Source organism: Azospirillum oleiclasticum (genome assembly GCF_013423485.1).
Lineage (GTDB): Bacteria > Pseudomonadota > Alphaproteobacteria > Azospirillales > Azospirillaceae > Azospirillum > Azospirillum oleiclasticum.
The window spans coordinates 87627-107223 of the sequence record NZ_JABFFR010000013.1 but is presented as its reverse complement, the minus strand read 5'-3'; the positions used below and the strand labels follow the sequence as shown (position 1 = coordinate 107223).

Below are 19597 nucleotides of genomic sequence, written 5' to 3'. Positions count from 1 at the left end.
CTTGCGGCCCAATGCCGCGGCGACGGTGCGCGGAGAAGAGGCGGGCGGCATGAGGTACATCGACGAGTTCCGGGACGCGGCGCTGGCGCGCGGGCTGGCCCGTGCCATCGCGGCGGCGGTGCGGCCCGACCGCCGCTACCACATCATGGAGTTCTGCGGCGGCCACACCCACGCCATCGCCCGCTACGGCCTGCCCGACCTGCTGCCGCCGGCGATCCGGCTGATCCACGGGCCGGGCTGCCCGGTCTGCGTGCTGCCGGTCGGGCGCATCGACGACGCCATCGCCATCGCCCGCCAGCCGGGGGTGATCCTGTGCACCTACGGCGACCTGATGCGGGTGCCGGCGTCGGGGCGCACCAGCCTGTTGAAGGCGAAGGCCGCGGGCGCCGACATCCGCATGGTGCTGTCGGCCGGCGACGCGCTCGCCATCGCCGAACGCAACCCGGAGCGGGAGGTGGTCTTCCTCGCCATCGGCTTCGAGACCACGACTCCGCCCACCGCCGTGGTCATCCGCGCGGCGCGCGACAAGGGCCTGACCAACTTCAGCGTCTTCTGCAACCATGTGCTGACCCCCGCCGCGATCCGCGCCATCCTGGACAGCCCGGAGGAGGCCGGGGCCGGCGTGCCGCTGGACGGCTTCATCGGCCCGGCGCACGTCTCCGTCGTCATCGGCAGCCGCCCCTACGAGATCTTCGCGGAGGAGCACCGCAAGCCGGTGGTGGTGGCCGGGTTCGAGCCGCTGGACGTGATGCAGGCGGTGCTGATGCTGGTCGGGCAGATCAACGACGGCCGCGCCCTGGCGGAGAACCAGTTCACCCGCGCCGTCACCCGCGACGGCAACCGCAAGGCGCAGGCGCTGGTGGCCGAGGTGTTCGAGCTTCGCCCCTCCTTCGAATGGCGGGGGCTGGGCGCCATCCCCGACAGCGCGCTGCGCATCCGGGAGGCGTTCGCGGCCTTCGACGCCGAGCGGCGCTTCGCCGTGCCCGGCCGCTCGGTCGCCGACCACAAGGGCTGCGCCTGCGGCGAGATCCTGCGCGGGCGCAAGGCGCCTGCCGACTGCGCGCTGTTCGGCACCGGCTGCACGCCGGAGAACCCCGTCGGCTCCTGCATGGTGTCGTCGGAGGGGGCCTGCGCCGCACACTATACCTATGGCCGGTTCCGTAACCACGCGGCTTGATCCGAACGTCATAGAACCTTACACCGAAGGGTGAGCCGGCAACCGCCGGCGCAACCCTTGCGCATCAGGAGTCGGTCATGAGCCTGCGCCTTTCCAACCGGCCGATCCGGCAGCAGGTCCTCGCCGGCCTGCTGGTCGCGGTGTTGGCCCTGGTCGGGATTTCCGCCGTCACCGTGTATGAACGCTGGCGCACCCTGGCCGACCTTGGCCGGGTGGAGACGCTGACCGAGGCGGCGGTGGCCATCGGGTCCCTCGCCCACGAGCTGCAGAAGGAACGCGGCGCGTCCGCCCTGTTCCTCGCCAGCGGCGGCACCCAGTTCCGCAGCGAGTTGACCGAGCAGCGCCGGCTGACCAGCCAGGCCGCCGCCGCGCTGACGCACGCGCTGGCCCCGCTGCGCGACCAGCCGGCCTACGCCGCCTTCCTGACCCGGCTGGCGGAGGCGGAGGGGCTTCTGGCCGGGCAGGACGCTCGGCGCGCCGGCATCGACCGGCTGACGGTCAAAGGGCCGGACAGCTTCGCGCAGTACACCCGCCTGATCAGCGGGCTGCTCGACGCCACAGGGGAGCTGGCGCGCGCCTCCACCGACGCGGAGGTGCGCCAGCTCGTCCACGCCTACGCAGCCCTGCTCCAGGGCAAGGAGCGTGCGGGGCAGGAACGGGCGACCGGCTCCGCCGGCTTCGCCGCCGGGCGATTCGACGGCACGCTCTACGCCCGGCTGATCGGGCTGATCGCGGCGCAGGACGCCTATTTCGGCGTGCACCGAGCGTCCGCCCCGGCCGAGCTCGGCGCCGCGCTGACGCGCGAGCTGGAGGGGGCGGACAGCCAGGGAGTCGAGGGGCTTCGCCGGCTGGCGATCGACGCCGGTATCGGCGGTGACCTGAAGGGCACGCCCGCACCCCACTGGTTCAAGGCGACCACCGCGCGCATCGACCGGCTGAAGGCGGTGGAGGATGCGACCGCGAACGCCCTGCGCGCGACCGCGGCGGCGGCTGCCAAGCGGGCCGCCACCGACTTCGCGATCCTGCTGGGGGTGGCGCTGGTGGCGTCGGCGGGGGCCGTCGCCATCGGCTTGATGGTGGTGGGCTCGGTCACCCGCGCCATCGGCGGGCTGACCGGCGCCACCACGCGGATCGCGGAGGGCGACGTGCAGGTGACCGTTCCCGGCGAGGAGCGCGGCGACGAGCTGGGCCACCTCGCCCGCGCCATCCACGCCATCCGCAACGCCGGTGTGGCGGCGATGCGGGTGAAGACCGCGCTCGACACCGTGTCCGCCAACGTGATGATGGCCGACCGCGACGGCACGCTCATCTATGTCAACCGCGCCGTGCAGGAGATGTTCAAGACGGCGGAGGAGGATATCCGCCGGCAGTTGCCGGGCTTCGACGCGTCGAGCCTGATCGGGGCGGATTTCGACCGGTTCCATAAGAACCCGGCGGAGCAGCGCGCCATGATCCGCGACCTCACCGCCCCCCACCGCGCCCGCATCGAGGTCGGCTCCCGCCGATTCGACCTGGTGGCCACCCCGGTGATCGACGCGGCGGGCGAGCGGCACGGCACCGTCGTGGAATGGCGCGACGTGACGCAGGAGCTGACCATCCAGGCGGAGATCGCCGCCATGTCCGAGGCCGCCGCGGCCGGCGACTTCACCCGGCGCATCGACCCGGCGGGCAAGAGCGGCTTCATGCTCGACCTCGCCCGGCGCCTGAACGCCCAATCGGAGGCCGCGGCGCGGTCGCTGCGGGACGTGGTGGATTTCCTGGAGGCGCTGGCCGACGGCGACCTGGGCCGGCGCATGACCGGCGAGCACGAGGGGATGTTCGCCCGCATCCGCGACGACGCCAACCGCACCGCCGACCGGCTGAGCGACATCGTGTCGGGCATCGCCGCGGCGGCGGAGACCATCGCGTCCGCCGCCGCCGAGATCTCCGCCGGCTCGGACGACCTCGCCCACCGCACCGAGCAGCAGGCCGCCAGCCTGGAGCAGACCGCCGCCGCCATGGAGGAGCTGGGAGCCACCGTGCGCGAGAACGCCGACAGCGCGCACGAGGCCAACCAGCTGGCCGCCCAGGCCCGCAAGGCGGCCGAAAGCGGCGGCAGCGTCGCCGGCTCGGCCGTCACCGCCATGCAGCGCATCGAGGAGTCGGCGCGCCGCATCACCGACATCATCGGGGTGATCGACGAGATCGCCTTCCAGACCAATCTGCTGGCGCTCAACGCCGCGGTGGAGGCAGCGCGCGCCGGCGACGCCGGGCGCGGCTTCGCCGTGGTGGCACAGGAGGTCCGCCAGCTCGCCCAGCGCTCCGCCCAGGCGTCGAAGGAGATCAAGGCCCTGATCCTGGACAGCGACGGACAGGTACGCGACGGGGTGGCGCTGGTGCGCCAGGCCGGCTCGGCACTCGACGGGATCATGGCCGGGGTGCAGGACGTCGCCACCCGCATCGCCGGCATGGCGACCGCCTCGGCCGAACAGGCGGGTGCCCTGGACGAGATCAACGCCACGGTCTCGCAGATGGACGAGATGACCCAGAAGAACGCCGCCATGGTGGAGGAGACGAGCGGAGCCGCACGGTCGCTGGCCGATCAGGCCGGCGACCTCCGGCGGATGATCGCCTTCTTCCGCAACGCCGCGGGCGGGTGAGCCCCCCCTGCCCGGCCGGCTTTACGCCGCCGGCCGCGGCTCCCCGAACAGCACCAGCGAGGGCGGCAGGACCGGGGGGAGCAGCCCGTGCAGCAGGCGCTCCACCGCCGCCACCGCGTCGGTCAGCGCCTGCGGCGTGAAGGGCTTGCGCAGAAGGCCCAGGGCGTCGTCCCGCACCTCCTGGAAGCGGTGGTCGAAGCCGGTGACGAGCAGCGACGGCACGCCCAGGTCGCGGCGCAGCCTGCGCACCAGGCTCAGCCCGTCCTCGCCGCCCGCCAGATGGTAATCGACCAGCGCCAGATCCGGACGCATGCGGGCCGCCAGCCGGCTCGCCTTGGCGGCGGCGCGGACGGGGCCGACGACCTCGTGCGCGACGCTGGTCAGCACGGCCTTCATGGCGGGGCCGATCAGCGGATCGTCCTCGACGACGAGAATCTTCACAACGCAACCCGATTTCTTCGTGGACTGTGCGCCGAAAATGGGCAGCGTTTCTCTGCCTTCAATAGTGGCTGCGCCGGCTTTCACCATCGGCGATAGGCTACGGCTTGCGGCCGTGACGAAGGTCCGGGTTGACCCGTCCATGCGGCGGACCCGCCGACGGCGGATTCGCCGGATCGCTGATCATTTGATCCCGATCATTCCCAGCCGCCGCATCCGGGCGCAGGCTGGGGTCCTACCCCCCTTGCCCCTGCCCCCTGCGGAGGTGCGCCATGGACACCCTGATCGTCGCCCTGAACGGCGCCCTGGTCGCCGGCATCCTGATGACCCTGTCCACGCTGGCGCTCGCCGCCGCCGCGTCGGCCGCCGGACGGCGGCGCGCGGCATTGGCCGCGGCCCTCACCGCGCCGCGACGAGCGCCGGATCCGTACGGTCGGCGCCGCTGAGCAGCGGCTCGGAGGGATTGCCGATCCAGTGGGCGATGTCGGCCAGCACGACCTCCGCCGACAGGTCCCGCAGCAGCATGTGGTAGCCCTTGGGATAGAGGGCCACGCGGTTGCGCGCGGAGCTTCGCAGGGCGGTCATGGCCTTCTCCACCGGGCCGCTCGGCAGCACCTGCTCGTGGCGGCCGTAGAGCATCAGGGCCGGCGCCCGCAACCGCCCGCAGGCGTCCATGGCGCGCCCCATCAGCTCGGTCAGGCCGTACAGCGCATCGACGCGCGAACCCTTGATCACCAGCGGGTCGCGGCCCAGCGCGCGCAGCATCTCGATGTTGTCGGAGGGCTGGATGTTCAGCTCCTTCGGCGGATGGACGACCCAGCCCGGCACCGCGGCGTAGCTGAGCCGCAGCGCCGTGCGCGGCAGGAAGCCCATGCTGTTGAAACCCCACACGGCGGGCGCCACCAGGATGGCGCCGTCGGTGCGCGGCGGGTGCGGTCCGGCCAGCGCCGCCATGATGACCGCCCCGCCCATGCTCTCCCCCAGCAGGTAGAAAGGCGTGCCGATGGGATGGCGGGCGCGCAGCAGATCGGCCGCCATGCGCAGGTCGGCCACCATGGTGTCCGCCCCCGCCCAGATCCCGGCGTTGCGGGTGGCGCCGAAGCCGCGCTGGTCGTAGGCGTAGGTGACGAGGCCCCGCCCGGCGAACCAGCGGCCGGCCCCGTCGAAGGCGTTGGAATAGTCGTTGTAACCGTGCAGGGCAAGGATCACGCCCTGCACCGGCATCCCCTCCGGCGGCGCCCAGCGGCGCAGCGGCAGGCGGAAACCATCGGGCGCCACCAGTTCGGCGTCCGTCATGCGCGCAACCTCCACGCTGGGCCCCATCGGCTGGAAGGCGGTGCTGCAGCCGGCAAGGCCCAGCGCGAGGAGTGCGGCGGCCAGCAGCCGCGGCAGGCCGCCCGGCAGGATCATGCCGCCGCCCCCGTCCCCGAAGCCGCCGCATGGGCACCACCGGTGAGCTGGAGGAAGATGTCCTCCAGGTCCGACTGCTCGGTGGTCAGATCGACGATCGACAGGCCGGCGGCGGCCACCGCCGCCAGCACCGCGTCGATGCGCTGCCGGCTCGGCTGGTAGCGGACGACGAGGCGCCGCGGCTCCGGCAGGTCGGCGGTGAAGCCCGCCAGTGTGGCGGGCACCGCGTCCAGGTCACGGTCGACCAGCATGATCACCGCCTTGGCGTCCACCCGGCGCAGCAGCGACGACTTCGCCTCGCACGCCACCACGGCGCCGTGGTTGATGATGGCGATGGTGTCGCACAGCTCCTCCGCCTCCTGGAGGTAGTGCGTGGTCAGCAGCACCGTGCTGCCCGCCCGGTTCAGCATGCGGACATGCTCCCACAGCAGGTGGCGCAGCTCGACGTCCACCCCGGCGGTGGGCTCGTCCAGAACCAGCACCGGCGGGCTGTGCACCATGGCCTTGGCCACCATCAGCCGCCGCTTCATGCCGCCCGACAGCGAGCGGGCGTGCGCGTCCGCCTTGTCGGACAGGCCGACGGCGGCCAGCAGCTCGTCGGTGCGCCGCTCGCGCTTCGGCACCCCGTAGAGGCCCGCCTGCAGCTCCAGGATCTCGCGCGGGGTGAAGAAGGGGTCCATGTTCAGTTCCTGCGGCACCACGCCGATCGAGGCGCGCGCCTGGCGCGGGTGCTCGTCGATGTCGGTGCCCCAGATGGCGACGCTGCCGGCGCTCTTGTTCACCAGCCCCGCCAGGATGTTGATCAGGGTGGACTTGCCGGCCCCGTTGGGGCCGAGCAGGGCGAACAGCGAGCCGCGGGGAATCGTCAGGTCGATGCCCTTCAGCGCCAGCTTCGGGCCGGCCTTGCCGGTGCCGGCGTAGGTCTTGGTCAGCCCCCGCACCTCCACGGCCGAGGCCGGCAAGCGGATGGGGGAGACGGGAACGGCGTGGGCCATGGGGGAACGGATGCCTTCGTTGCGACGGTGCGGCCGGGGTGCGTCCACGGAACCCGTTGAACGCCGCGCGCCTTTGCGTATGATCCCGCGCGGGCGGCGCCGACCATCCTAACGGTGCCGCGAAGTTCCACGCGTGTCAAAGGGAGGACGCCCTTCATGGAGCCGGTCGAGACGATCGAGGTGGAAACCGAGACGGTGGGCTGCGACGGCGGTGGCGGCGCACTGGGCCATCCGCTCGTCTATCTGACGCTGAGCGCCGACGGCCGGGTCGAATGCCCCTACTGCTCGCGCCTCTATGTGCTGAAGGCGGGCGCCAAGACGGGCACACACGGGCACTGACCACCGCCGCGCGGCCGGATCCACACGATCCGCCGCCCCGGTTGCCTCCCCCCATCGCGCCGACCGGATCGCTCCGGCCGGCTTTTCGCATGCGCGAACAGCAGCCGTGGGCGCACTGTGTCGCATATCATTCGTGTCACAATTCCCTTCTACCTGTTCCAAATCTGAAATATGATGGGTTGCAGATACCGACGGGATCTCCTCTATTCCGCTGCGGTGCCAAATCGGCCTTCACGTACCAATCGTCGGTCAACATCGATTGGACATTCGCTTGAGCATCGGAATGCTATACACTGCGATGTTGGATCGAGTTGGTGAAGGGAAGCGCTCCATGAGTCAGGAGACCGAGGAGCAGTACCGCAGTATTTTCGAGAACGCGATCGAAGGCATCTATCAGACCACGATTGATGGTCGTTACTTGCGGGTCAACCCCGCGTTGGCGCGCATCTATGGGTATGACAACCCTCACGAACTGATCCACGGCCTGACCGACATCGCGGGCCAGCTCTATGTGGATCCCGGCCGGCGCGAGGCCTTTGCCGATCTGATGGCGCGGCAGGACATCGTCAAGAACTTCGAAGCCCGGGTCTACCGCCGCGACGGCTCCATCATCTGGATTTCCGAGAACGCGCGCTGCGCCCGCGACGGTCAGGGCAACATCCGCTTCTACGAAGGCACCGTCCAGGACATCACCGAGCGCAAGCAGCACGAGGAGAAGATCCGTCTGCTGGCGACGGTGTTCGAGAGCGTCGCCGACGGCATCCTGATCGTCGAGCCCGACCTGACCGTGCAGGCGGTCAACCCCGCCTTCGTGTCCATCGCCGGCTTCGACCCGTCGGAGTTGCTGGGCCAGCCGCTGACCCTCTTCGCGCCGGGCGCGCACGACCGCGCCTTCGTGGAGACCATCTGGACCACCGCCCGCCACGCCGGCGCCTGGCAGGGCGAGGTGACCAGCATGCGCCGCACCGGCGAGCCCTTCGCCGCCTCGCTGTCGGTGACGGCGGTGCGTTCCCCCACCGGTGCGCTGGAGCATTTCGTGCTGACGCTGGCCGACATCAGCCAGCGCAAATACCAGGAGCACCAGATCCGCTATCAGGCCAGCTTCGACCGGCTGACCGACCTGCCCAACCGCTGGCTGGTGTGCGAGCGGCTGGAGGAGGCGATCCTGCGCGCCCAGCGTGCGCGCACCAAGGTCGCCGTGGTCTTCATCGACCTCAACCGCTTCAAGCAGGTGAACGACTCGCTGGGCCACCACGCCGGCGACGAGTTGCTGAAGATGGTGGCGCGGCGGCTGCGCAACAGCACCCGCGTGTCCGACACGGTGGGCCGGCTGGGCGGCGACGAGTTCCTGATCGTGGCGCCCGACGCCGCCGACCGCGGGGCCGGCACCCGGCTGGTGGAGAAGATCCAGTATTCCATGTCGGAGCCCTTCACCATCCGCGGGCAGGAAATCTACTGCGGCGGGTCGGTGGGCGTGGCCTTCTACCCCGACGACGGCGACAGCGCGGACGAGCTGCTGCGCAACGCCGATCTCGCGATGTACCACGCCAAGCGCAACCCGGAACGACGCTTCGTCTATTACGAGCCCGGCATGCGCGAACAGTCCGGCTTCCATCTGGGGCTGGAGAACGACATGCGCCGGGCCATCGCCGGCAGCGAGTTCGAGCTGCATTTCCAGCCCAAGGTGGATCTGGACACCCGCCAGGTGATCGGGGCGGAAGCGCTGATCCGCTGGCGCCACCCCACCCGCGGCCTGGTCAGCCCGGCGGAGTTCATCCCGATCGCCGAGGAGACCGGGCTGATCTGGGAGATCGGCTGCTGGACGCTGTACGAGGCGTGCCGCCGTCTGGCCGGCTGGACCGCATCCGGGCTGTCGCTGCCGTCGGTGTCGGTCAACCTGTCGCCGCGCCAGTTCCAGGACGCCCGTCTGGTCGGGCTGGTCACCAGCGTGGTGGAGGAGACGGGCATCGACCCCAGCCGTCTGGAGCTGGAGCTGACCGAATCCGCCATGATCGGCGACATCGAGAAGGCCGTCGCCATCCTGGGCGGGCTGAAGGACATCGGGGTGCGGCTGTCCATCGACGATTTCGGGACGGGCTATTCCTCCCTCGCCTACCTCAAGCGCTTCCCCATCGACACGCTGAAGATCGACCGCTCCTTCGTGCGCGACATCGTCAAGTCCGCCACCGACCCGGCGATCGTCAGCACCATCGTCAATCTGGCGGAAAGTCTGGGTTTCGACACCATCGCCGAAGGGGTGGAGACGGAGCAGCAGGCCACCATCCTGCGCAACCACCGCTGCTCCCGCATCCAGGGCTTCCTGATCAGCCGCCCGCTGGACGTCATCAGCTTTGAGACCTTCGTGCGGGAAAGCAGCGCGGCGGCGGTGTCCTGACGGCGGGCGGGCCGCGACGCGCGACCCCCGCCTTCAACTCCCTTGCAACACGGACCCGCCGGCGGGGGTTTCGACGGCGGGTCCGGTTTGCGTCGCGATCAGGCGTGGAGGTCCACGCCCTGCGACCCCCGCGGCGTCATCGCCGCGAAGAGCGTCTGCGCACCGGACAGATCGCCCGATTCCAGCGCGCTGCCGACCTTTTCCAGCATGGCCTTGAAGCGGTCGGCGGGAGAGTCGGAGTCGGTGGACTCCGTGGTGGTCTCGTCGGTTTCCTCGTCCTCCGCCTCCTCCTCCAGCAGCGAGGCGAGCGAGGAGTAGGCGTCCTGGGCGCTGGAGACGTCGCCGGAGCGCAGCGCATCGGCGAGGCCGCCGATGGCGTCGCGCACCTCCTGCGACGGCCCACCGCCACCCGGCGGCGGTCCCGGCGGCTGGCCGCCGCCCGCTGCCTGGGGGCCGCCCTTGGCGCCGTCCGGCGGACCGGATTGGGCGAAGGCCTGCTGGACCTGGGTGATGTCGCCACTCTCCAGGGCGCTGCCGACGTTGGACAGCAGGGTGGACAGCGGATCCTTGCCGTCGGTCTTGCGGCCGCTGCTCTCCTGGAGCTTCGAGAGGGAGGAATACGCCTCCTTCGCGGCGGCGATGTCGCCGGATTCCACGGCGGACTTCAACTGGTCGATGCCTTCGCGGATCTCCCGCCCCGGTCCCTGCGGGCGCTGGTAGGCCGCAACGCTGGCGGATGATGTCGCGGACGAGATGGACATGGCGCACTCCTTGCCTTCGCAAGCCGTTCCGGCCGGCGCGCGGGCGCGCGGAGGATTCGGTCGCGCAAGGTTGGACGCGCGGCGCGGCGGAATCCTGCGCGCGACCTGCAAAAAAATGCGCAGAAATGATGCCTCAGGGGCGGAGTTCCGCCAGCCGCTTCCGCCCCTCCGGCGACATGGCCGAGGCCGCCTCGATCAGGCCGGTCCGCAGCAGCGCCCGCCTCTCCTCATCCCGGCGGTCCTGCTCGTCGAAGAGGCGGGACAACGCGGCGGCGTCGAACGGCTCGCGCAACAGGATCGCCTTCACCCGCAGCGGAAAGTCGCGCAGCGGCGGCCCGGGCGGGATCGAGGGCCGCAACCGCTCCCACACCGCCCGCAGCACCGCGGCGTCCTGCGGCGGCAGGATCTCGATCGCCCGATCCACGATGCGCTGCGGATCCGGCGGCGGCGGCGGCGGGCCGCCATGGTTGCCGACGATGAAGCCGACGAGGAACATGTTGATGCCCAGCGAGGCGACGAGCGTCACCGGCATCCAGCGGCGGCGGAGAAAAGCGATCATTGGACCCACACGCTCAGATAGCTCGGCCCGGCGGTGACGAGACCGGCGAGACCGGTGGCACCGGCGCTGGCCGGAACGAGACCCACACTGCCGACCACCACCCCCATCAGGCCCATGACCGCCAGGAAGGTGGCCGCCGGCCACAGCCGCGGCAAGGTCCATGCCGGCGGAACCGGCGCCGGGCCGCGGCGGTCGAGCGCCTCCTCGATTCGGGACGCCAGCCGTTCGACGCGCTTCGCATCCACCGCCGGCGTCGCCCGGTCAAGCCAGATGTCGAGCGCCTGCGCCTCCTCCAGCGCGCGGCGCGCCTCGTCCGACCAGCCGAGCAGCTCGCGCGCCGCCTCCCGCTCCGCGACCGGCCAGCGCTCCAGGTCGCCCCCGTGCGCTTCGGCCAGATGGATGAACCGTGCTATCCTCATCGCTCGCCCTGCCGCCTGCCGGTACCTCACGCATTCAACCGGTTATACGCGGTTGGGGCGACACTTCCAGCGCGTCGGCCCGGCATTTTTTTCCCGGCAATTCCTGCCGGGCCAAGCCGCCCTGCACCTTCCATGCCCCATCCACTCGACTCCCGGCCGCGCATCCGCCAAGGTAGCGACCGCCAGCCCGAGGGACGGAACGACGCCGCCATGACCGACCAGACCGCCGCCGACACCACCGCCGATACCGCCGCCGACGCCACCACGACGACCGCGGGCGAGGAGCTGTATCTGGTGGACGGCTCCGGCTTCATCTTCCGCGCCTTCCACGCCCTGCCGATCCTGACGCGCCCCGACGGCACGCCGGTGAACGCGGTCCTGGGCTTCACCAACATGCTGACCAAGCTGCTGGCCGACCTCAAGGCGCAAGCCGTGGCCGTGGTGTTCGATGCCAAGGGAGACACCTTCCGCAGCAACATCTATCCCGCCTACAAGGCCCAGCGCCCGGAGCCGCCGGAGGAGCTGAAGCCCCAGTTCGCCCTGATCCGCGAGGCGACCCACGCCTTCTGCCTGCCCTGCCTGGAGCTCGAAGGCTTCGAGGCCGACGACCTGATCGCCACCTACGCCCGGCTGGCGCGCGAGGCCGGGCGCCCGGTCACCATCGTGTCCTCCGACAAGGACCTGATGCAGCTCGTCGGCCCCGGCGTGCGCATGTTCGACCCGCTGAAGAACAAGCCGATCGGACCGGCCGAGGTGGCGGAGAAGTTCGGTGTGCCGCCGGAGAAGGTGGTGGACGTGCAGGCGCTGGCCGGCGACAGCGTGGACAATGTGCCGGGCGTGCCCGGCATCGGCGTGAAGACCGCCGCACAGCTCATCCAGGAATACGGCGACCTGGAGTCGCTGCTGGCCCGCGCCGGGGAGATCAAGCAGCCGGCGCGCCGCCAGAAGCTGATCGACTTCGCCGACCAGGCCCGCGTGAGCCGCCGGCTGGTGCTGCTGGACCAGAATGTCCCGGTGCCGGAGCCGCTGGAGAAGCTGACGGTGCGGGAGCCCGACCACCAGAAGCTCATCGACTTCCTGCGTGCCCAGGGCTTCCGCAGCGTGGTGGCGCGTCTGGAGGCGGAGCTCAAGAAGGACGGCCGCATCGTCGACGGCGCCGCTCCGGCCGCCCCCGACCCGGCCACCGCGCCCCCGCCGGACGCCGCCGCGCCGCCGCCCGTGCGCAGCCCGGCCACCCCGGCGGGCGAGGTGGTGCAGCGCTACGAACTCGTCCAGTCGCTGGACGCGCTCGCCGTCTGGATCGACCGGGCGCGGGAGACCGGGCTGCTGGCCGTGGACACGGAGACCGATTCGCTGACGCCCTCCACCGCCACGCTGGTGGGCATCTCGCTGGCGACCGAACCGGGGCTGGCCTGCTACATCCCGCTCGCCCACGGACCCGCGCAGGGCAGCGGCCAGCTCGACTTCGATGGCGGCGCCCCACCGCCGCAGATCCCGACCGACGCCTGCCTGGAAGCGCTGAAGGATGTGCTGGAGGACCCATCCGTCCTCAAGATCGGCCACAACTTCAAGTTCGACCACCAGCTCTTCGCGCGCTCCGGCGTCCGGGTGACCCCGACCGACGACACCATGCTCATCTCCTACGTGCTGGAGGGCGGCGGCCAGGGGCACGGGATGGACGATCTCGCGCTGAAGCTGCTCGGCCACACCACGATTCCCTACTCGGACGTCTGCGGCACCGGCAGGAACGCCATCACCTTCGACCGCGTGCCGCTGGACAAGGCGCTGGCCTACGCGGCGGAGGACGCCGACATCACGCTGCGCCTGTGGAAGGCCCTGAAGCCGCGTCTGGTCGCGGAGCGGATGGTCACCGTCTACGAGACCATCGATCGTCCGCTGGTGCCGGTGGTGGCCGACATGGAACGCTGCGGCGTGCGCATCGACCGCGCCGAGCTCAGCCGCCTGTCGCGCGACCTGGGCACGCGGCTGGAGGAGATCGCGGGCGAGGTCCAGCGCCTCTCCCCCCGCCCCTTCAACATCGGCAGCCCCAAGCAGCTCGGCGAGATCCTGTTCGAGGATCTGAGCCTGCCCGGCGGCAAAAAGGGCAAGACCGGCGCCTACTCCACCGATTCGAGCGTGCTGGAGGGGCTGGCCGAGCAAGGGGCGGAGATCGCCCAACGGGTGCTGGACTGGCGCCAGCTCGCCAAGCTCAAGAGCACCTACACCGACGCGCTGCAGGAGCAGATCGACGCCAGGACCGGCCGCGTGCACACCAGCTTCGCGATGGCCGCCACCAGCACCGGCCGGCTGTCCTCCACCGACCCCAACCTGCAGAACATCCCCATCCGCACCGAGGAGGGACGCAAGATCCGCCGCGCCTTCGTGGCGGAACCCGGCTGCAAGCTGCTGTCGGTCGACTATTCGCAGATCGAGCTGCGGCTGGTCGCCGACATCGCCGACATCGCGGCCCTGAAGCAGGCCTTCCACGACGGGCTGGACATCCATGCGGCCACCGCGTCGCAGGTGTTCGGCATTCCGCTCGACAAGATGACGGGCGAGATCCGGCGCAAGGCCAAGGCCATCAACTTCGGCATCATCTACGGCATCTCCGGCTTCGGGCTGGGCCGCCAGCTCGGCATTCCGCCGGGGGAGGCCAACGCCTTCATCAAGGCCTATCTGGAGCGCTTCCACGAGTTGAAGGCCTGGATGGACAAGACCAAGGCCTTCGCCCGCGAGCACGGCCACGTGCCGACCCTGTTCGGCCGCAAATGCCGCATCAACGGCATCCAGGAGAAGAACCCGGCCAAGCGCGCCTTCGCCGAACGCCAAGCCATCAACGCCCCCATCCAGGGCACCGCCGCCGACATCATGAAACGCGCCATGGCCCGTGTCCCCGACGCCCTGGCCGCCGGCGGCTCGAAGGCCCGCATGCTGCTCCAGGTGCACGACGAACTGCTGTTCGAGGTGCCCGAGGGCGAGGCGGAGGAGGCGGCTCGCATCGTCCGCCGGGTGATGGAGGGTGCGGCCACGCTGGGCGTCCCGCTGGTGGCGGAGGCGGGGATCGGGGATACCTGGGGGGATGCGCATTGAGGGGTGGCACGGTACCCATCCCGAGCTTTGCAGCCATTCGCACTTTCCGAGACAAATTGTCTCGGCGAATGTCACTCGCCGAGGAATTTTTAAACCGTGCGTTAAACGAATCGTTCTTCTCTCGGTGCCGCTAGAACAATCGGCCCGAGGGAGGTTGAGTGGTGTTGAATTTTTTTAATGGTAAGGTTGCGCGACGCATCTATCTCGCGCTATCGGCGTTGGTTGTGGCGCTGCTGGCTGTCGGTTGGTTGGATCTGCGCACCATGCAGACCGCCGACCGCACCGTCGACACGATCATCCTGAACGCGCGCGCGTCGGGGACGGTGGAACGGATCAACAGCCTGGTCTACGCCGTGGTGATGGACACCCGCGGCGTGTTCATGGCGAAGGACCAGAAGGACGCGGAACGTTTCGCCGGCCCTCTGCTGAAGAACCTGGAGGGCATCGAGGCGCTGGTGCGCGAGCTGGGCGCCATACTTCCGGCCGACCAGCGTGCCAACTTCGACAAGGCCGACGCCGCGCTGAAGCATTTCAACGAGTTCCGGCGCGAGACGGTGCGTTTGGCGCGCACCGAGAGCCTCGCCGCCGCCCGCGCCTACAGCGACAACGACGCGAACCGCGCCGCCCGGCAGGCGGTGAACGCGGCACTCGCCCAGCTTTCCGAAAAGCACCTGACCTTCGTCGAGCAATCCGGGAACCTGTGGGACGAGGTGCGCAGCGGGGCCGAGCGCACGAACCTCGCCGTGCTGCTCGGCGCGGTGCTGCTGTCCTGCACGCTGGCGGTCGTCATCGTCCGCCGCACCATCGTCGGCCCGCTGGTGTCGATCACGGCCGCCACCGAGGCGCTGGCCGCCGGCCACCAGGAGCTGGAGGTACCGGCCACCGACCGGGCCGACGAGATCGGCGCCATGGCCAAGGCCCTGCTGGTCTTCCGCCGCAACGCCACAGAGACCGCCCGCCTGACCGCCGAACGTGAAGCCGAGGTACGCCGCCGGGCCGAACGGGCCGACGAGGTTGCCGCACTCGTCCGTCGCTTCGACGACGAGGTGAACGAGGCGCTGACCGCCATGCGCAAAGCCTCCGACCGGCTGGAAACCACGGCGAACGGGCTCGCCGCCTCGTCGGAAGAGACGTCACGCCAAGTGGTGACCGTTGGCGCCGCCGCCGAGCAGGCCACGGTCAACGTCCAGACCGTCGCCGCCGCGACGGAGGAACTGACCAGCACCGTGCAGGAGGTGGCCCGCCAGATGAACCAGGCCCGCTCGGTCGCCGAGGACGCCTCGCGCGAGGCCGAACAGGCGCAGGGCCAGATCCACGCGCTGACCGAGTCCGGCCAGAAGATCAGCGAGGTCGTGGACCTCATCCAGAACATCGCCAGCCAGACCAATCTGCTGGCGCTCAACGCCACGATCGAAGCGGCACGCGCGGGCGAGGCGGGCAAGGGCTTCGCCGTGGTCGCCAGCGAGGTGAAGGCGCTCGCCAACCAAACGGCCGGAGCCACCGAGGAGATCCGCAGTCAGGTCGGGTCCATGCAGGAGACCATCGGCCGCGCCGTCACCGCCATCCGCAGCATCGCCGGCGTCATCCAGCGCCTGAACCAGATGGCGACCGGCGTCGCCGCCGCGGTCGAGCAGCAGAGTGCCGCCACCGCCGAGATCGGCCGCAACGCCGTCCAGGCGGCCCAGGGCACGGGCGAGGTGGCCAACACCATGGCCATCATCCAGGAGGCGGCACATGGCGCGGCCACCGGCTCGGGCGAGGTGCTGGACTCCGCCAAGGCGGTCGCCGACCACGTCGAGACGATCCGCGGCAGCGTTCAGACCTTCATCATTGGCGTGAAGGCGGGTTGAAGGACCGCCACGGATCGGGCACGACACGAGGCCGTGGGCGCGTCCGGGCCTTCTGCCGGACGCGCCCACGGCGGCGCGCTCAATCCAGGAAGATGTCCCCCATCAGCTCCGCCCCCGGCACCACCGCGTAACGGTCGAAGTCCGTCACCCCCTCCGCCGCCAGCACCTCGTCGTCGATGAAGAAGTTGCCGGAGGTGCTGCGGGCGTCGCGGGTGAGGATGGCGTGGGCGGCGTCGGCGACGATGTCGGGCTTGCGGCAGGTTTCGGGCTTCACGGCGTCGCCCAGCATGGCGACGGCGGCGGTGGCGATGACGGTGCGGGGCCACAGCGCGTTGACGGCGATGCGGCCGGCGAACTCCGCGCTCATGCCCAGCACGCACATGGACATGGCGTATTTGGCGATGGTGTAGGCGGTGTGCGGCGCGAACCAGCGCGGGTTCAGGTTCAGCGGCGGCGACAGCGTCAGGATGTGCGGGTTCTCCCCCTTCAGCAGGTGGGGGATGCAGGCCTGGGAGCAGGCGTAGGTGCCGCGCCCGTTGATTCCCATCATCAGGTCCCAGCGCTTCATCGGCGTGTCCAGCGTGCCGGTCAGGCTGATGGCGCTGGCGTTGTTGACCAGTATGTCGATGCCGCCGAAACTCTCCACCGTCTTCTGGACGGCGGCGGCGACCTGCGCCTCGTCGCGGATGTCGCAGAGCAGCGGCAGCGCACGGCCGCCGGCCGCCTCGATCTCCTCGGCCGCGCTGTGGATGGTGCCGGGCAGCTTGGGATGGGGCGTCTCGGTCTTGGCGGCGACCGCCACATTGGCGCCGTCGCGCGCGGCGGCCAGAGCGATGGCCTTGCCGATGCCGCGGCTGGCCCCCGAGATGAACAGTGTCTTGCCCCGCAGGCTGCGCCCGTCGCCCATTCCCCGATCCTCCCCTTTGTTGGTGGCGCGGACGATAGCACGGGTGGATGCTTCCGCCAAGTCGCCGCATTCCCTTTACGTAAACGGCAGTTGATGCGCCACCATGCGCGGCAGCTGCCCAAGCTCCGTGCGCCCGCCGCACAAATCGTATGCATGATCGTACACAGGATTACATCCAATCTCATTCAACCCATTGTTTGATCATAACAAAAGAATCCGCGCACCACTGGCCCCGACGTTGCAATGCAGCAGGCATCGCCACCGGCGGGAAGGCAGTGCCATGACCACCATCGAGCTAGCGGCGGACCCCTACCCCATTCCCATCGACCCGGGCTCCACGGCCCTCGTCATCATCGACATGCAGCGCGACTTCCTGGAGCCGGGCGGCTTCGGGGAGGCGCTGGGCAACGACGTCGGGCAGTTGCGCGGCGCCATCGCGCCCTGCCGGACGGTGCTGGAGGCGGCGCGCGCCGCCGGCATCCTGGTCGTCCACACCCGCGAGGGGCACGCGCCCCACATGGCCGACGCGCCGCCGGCCAAGGTGTCGCGCGGCAAGCCCTCGGCCCGCATCGGCGATCCCGGCCCGATGGGCCGCATCCTGATCCGCGGCGAGCCGGGGCACGACATCATCCCGGAGCTGGCCCCCGCGGCGGGCGAGCCGGTGGTGGACAAGCCGGGCAAGGGCGCCTTCTTCGCCACCGACCTGGACCTGATCCTGCGCACCCGCGGCATCGCCACGCTGCTGGTCTGCGGCGTCACCACCGAGGTCTGTGTGCACACCACGATCCGGGAGGCGAACGACCGCGGCTACCGCTGCGTCGCCGTGGGCGACGCCTGCGGCTCCTACTTCCCGGAGTTCCACCGGGTGGGGCTGGCGATGATCAGCGCGCAGGGCGGGATTTTCGGTTGGGTCACGGATTCGGCCGCGGCGGCGGGGGCGCTGGCGTCGGCCGGGGTGCGCGCCGCGGCGGAGTAGAGGGCGCGCGACGCGGGGGACGAGGACGGTTCAAACGAGGAGGGCACCATGATCGCGAAGAACGTGCCGCTGTGGACGCCGGGGGACTGGAACGCGCTGTTCGGCCTTGGCACCAACGTGCTGGTGAACATGCTGGTGATGACGGGGCTGCTGAAGTTCGTGCTGGGCATGCCCGACGCCATCACCTTCGGCCGCATCCTGCCCGCGGTCGGGCTGATGCTGATGCTGGGCAACCTCTATTACGCCTGGATGGCCTGGAAGCTGTCGGTGAGGACCGGGCGGACGGATGTCTGCGCGCTCCCCTCCGGCCCCAGCGTGCCGCACATGTTCATCGTGGTCTTCGTGATCATGATGCCGATCCTGGGCAAGACCGGCGACCCGGTGAAGGCGTGGGAGGCGGGGCTGGCCTGGGTCTTCCTGCAGGGCTTCATCCTGATCGGCGGCGGCTTCATCGCCCCGCTCATCCGCAAGGTGACGCCGCGCGCCGCCTTGCTCGGCACGCTGGCCGGCGTGTCCATCGCCTTCATCTCCATGCGCCCGGCGATGGAGATCTTCATGACCAGCATCATCGGGCTGGTCTGCCTCGCCATCATCATGGTGAGCTGGTTCGGCGGGGTGCGCTACCCGAAGAACATGCCGGCCGGGCTGGTCGCCATCATCGTCGGCATGGTGATCGCCTGGGGATCGACCCTGCTGGGCTTCCCGCTGGGCGGGGTGGGCTTCGACAAGGTGGCGGCGTCCTTCGCCAGCTTCGGCTTCTCGGTGCCGATCCCGGCGGTCGGGCACGTCTTCTCCGGCTTCGAGTTCCTGGGCTTCATCCTGGTCACGGCCATCCCCTTCGGCGTCTACGACCTCGTGGAGGCGATGGACAATGTGGAGAGTGCGGAGGCCGCGGGCGACAGCTACAACACCACCGAGGCGCTGGCCGCGGAGGGGGTGTTCAGCCTGATCGGCACGCTGATGGGAAGCTGCTTCGCCAACGCCGTCTACATCGGCCATCCCGGCTGGAAGCAGATGGGGGGGCGCATCGGCTATTCGGCGGCCACCGGCCTGCTGGTGATCGCGCTGTCCTGGCTCGGCATCCTGTCGCTGCTGCTGAGCGCGGTGCCGGTCGTCGCCATCTCCCCCATCCTGCTCTACATCGGCATGCTGATCGGGGCGCAGGCGTTCCAGACCAGCCCGCAGAGCCACGCCCCGGCGGTGGTGCTGGCGGTGACGCCGCATCTGGCCGCCTGGGCCAAGGTGCTGGTCGATGGCGCGCTTGCCGCGGCGGGCACCACGGCGGTGGCGGTCGGGATCGACAAGATGGCCGGCAACGGCGTGCTCTACCAGGGCCTCGCCACCTTCGGCGACGGCGCCATCCTGACCGGGCTGGTGCTGGGCGCCATCGCGGTGTTCGTGATCGAGCGGCGCTTCGAAATGGCGGCTTGCTTCGCCTTCGCCGGGGCGGTGCTGAGCTACTTCGGCTTCATGCACGGGCCGGCGGTGGGCTTCGGCCCCAACGGGCTGGGCGTGTCGCCGATGGTGGCGCTCGCCTATCTGGTGGTGGCCGGCTTCCTCCTCGCCTGCGCGCGGGTGAAGGCCCTGGCCCCAGAACCGGCCCCGGCCGCGCAACTGGCGGCGGAGCCGGCTGAGTAAGCGA

The 19597-nt window shown here is 70.4% G+C and carries 16 protein-coding genes; 9 read left to right on the top strand and 7 right to left on the bottom strand.

What is annotated here, in order from left to right:
* Window positions 1-49: 49 nt before the first annotated feature.
* On the top strand, window positions 50-1177 hold the full coding sequence (gene hypD, locus HL658_RS16240) for a hydrogenase formation protein HypD (RefSeq protein ID WP_180283359.1): 1128 nt from the start codon (window positions 50-52) through the stop codon (window positions 1175-1177).
* A 77-nt stretch (window positions 1178-1254) separates the two neighbouring features.
* Entirely contained in the window at window positions 1255-3816 is a 2562-nt protein-coding gene (locus HL658_RS16235; RefSeq protein WP_180283358.1) for a methyl-accepting chemotaxis protein, read from the top strand.
* 21 nt (window positions 3817-3837) lie between these two features.
* On the opposite strand, the gene HL658_RS16230 is transcribed toward HL658_RS16235, so the two are convergent.
* Window positions 3838-4257 carry a response regulator gene (locus HL658_RS16230; RefSeq protein WP_180283357.1) on the bottom strand — a complete coding sequence of 140 codons (420 nt, stop codon included), beginning with the start codon at window positions 4255-4257 and terminating at the stop codon, window positions 3838-3840.
* 269 nt (window positions 4258-4526) lie between these two features.
* Between HL658_RS16230 and HL658_RS16225 the strand changes: the two genes are divergently transcribed.
* Window positions 4527-4700, top strand: coding sequence for a hypothetical protein (locus tag HL658_RS16225; protein ID WP_180283356.1), 174 nt, complete (start codon window positions 4527-4529; stop codon window positions 4698-4700).
* Here the strand turns inward: HL658_RS16225 and HL658_RS16220 are convergent.
* Together HL658_RS16220 and HL658_RS16215 are read right to left on the bottom strand one after the other, a co-directional pair.
* Window positions 4654-5664, bottom strand: a complete 1011-nt coding sequence (locus HL658_RS16220) for an alpha/beta fold hydrolase (protein WP_246337636.1) — start codon at window positions 5662-5664, stop codon at window positions 4654-4656. The two genes, HL658_RS16225 and HL658_RS16220, sit on opposite strands and share 47 nt — an antisense overlap.
* Window positions 5661-6659: an ABC transporter ATP-binding protein gene (locus tag HL658_RS16215; RefSeq protein ID WP_180283355.1), complete on the bottom strand. Its 999-nt coding sequence runs from the start codon at window positions 6657-6659 to the stop codon at window positions 5661-5663. The genes HL658_RS16220 and HL658_RS16215 overlap by 4 nt, the downstream gene beginning before the upstream one ends.
* 156 nt (window positions 6660-6815) lie before the next feature.
* Here HL658_RS16215 and HL658_RS16210 point away from each other — a divergent pair, with 156 nt between their 5' ends.
* Both HL658_RS16210 and HL658_RS16205 read left to right on the top strand, forming a co-directional pair.
* Window positions 6816-6998 (top strand): zinc-finger domain-containing protein, encoded by a 183-nt coding sequence (locus HL658_RS16210; RefSeq protein ID WP_180283354.1) that lies wholly within the window; start codon window positions 6816-6818, stop codon window positions 6996-6998.
* Between the two features lie 331 nt (window positions 6999-7329).
* A complete protein-coding gene (locus HL658_RS16205) occupies window positions 7330-9393 on the top strand; it encodes a putative bifunctional diguanylate cyclase/phosphodiesterase (RefSeq protein ID WP_180283353.1) in 2064 nt (687 codons plus the stop codon).
* 98 nt (window positions 9394-9491) lie between these two features.
* Here HL658_RS16205 and HL658_RS16200 read toward each other — a convergent pair whose 3' ends face one another.
* From HL658_RS16200 to HL658_RS16190, 3 genes are all read right to left on the bottom strand, one after another.
* Window positions 9492-10154, bottom strand: a complete 663-nt coding sequence (locus HL658_RS16200; RefSeq protein WP_180283352.1) for a hypothetical protein — start codon at window positions 10152-10154, stop codon at window positions 9492-9494.
* A 133-nt stretch (window positions 10155-10287) separates the two neighbouring features.
* Window positions 10288-10713: a periplasmic heavy metal sensor gene (locus tag HL658_RS16195; protein ID WP_180283351.1), complete on the bottom strand. Its 426-nt coding sequence runs from the start codon at window positions 10711-10713 to the stop codon at window positions 10288-10290.
* Complete coding sequence (locus tag HL658_RS16190; RefSeq protein WP_180283350.1) at window positions 10710-11132, bottom strand: hypothetical protein; 423 nt, start codon at window positions 11130-11132, stop codon at window positions 10710-10712. Before HL658_RS16190 ends, HL658_RS16195 begins: the two co-directional genes overlap by 4 nt.
* A gap of 210 nt (window positions 11133-11342) precedes the next feature.
* Here HL658_RS16190 and polA point away from each other — a divergent pair, with 210 nt between their 5' ends.
* Complete coding sequence (gene polA / locus HL658_RS16185; RefSeq protein ID WP_180283349.1) at window positions 11343-14222, top strand: DNA polymerase I; 2880 nt, start codon at window positions 11343-11345, stop codon at window positions 14220-14222.
* Between the two features lie 158 nt (window positions 14223-14380).
* Window positions 14381-16072, top strand: coding sequence for a methyl-accepting chemotaxis protein (locus HL658_RS16180; RefSeq protein WP_343055141.1), 1692 nt, complete (start codon window positions 14381-14383; stop codon window positions 16070-16072).
* Between the two features lie 79 nt (window positions 16073-16151).
* Here the strand turns inward: HL658_RS16180 and HL658_RS16175 are convergent, their stop codons facing one another.
* Window positions 16152-16979, bottom strand: a complete 828-nt coding sequence (locus HL658_RS16175) for an SDR family oxidoreductase (protein WP_180283347.1) — start codon at window positions 16977-16979, stop codon at window positions 16152-16154.
* Between the two features lie 280 nt (window positions 16980-17259).
* Between HL658_RS16175 and HL658_RS16170 the strand changes: the two genes are divergently transcribed.
* Both HL658_RS16170 and HL658_RS16165 read left to right on the top strand, forming a co-directional pair.
* Window positions 17260-17955 carry a cysteine hydrolase family protein gene (locus tag HL658_RS16170; RefSeq protein ID WP_180283346.1) on the top strand — a complete coding sequence of 232 codons (696 nt, stop codon included), beginning with the start codon at window positions 17260-17262 and terminating at the stop codon, window positions 17953-17955.
* A 48-nt stretch (window positions 17956-18003) separates the two neighbouring features.
* Window positions 18004-19593: a regulator gene (locus HL658_RS16165; RefSeq protein WP_180283345.1), complete on the top strand. Its 1590-nt coding sequence runs from the start codon at window positions 18004-18006 to the stop codon at window positions 19591-19593.
* Window positions 19594-19597: the final 4 nt, after the last annotated feature.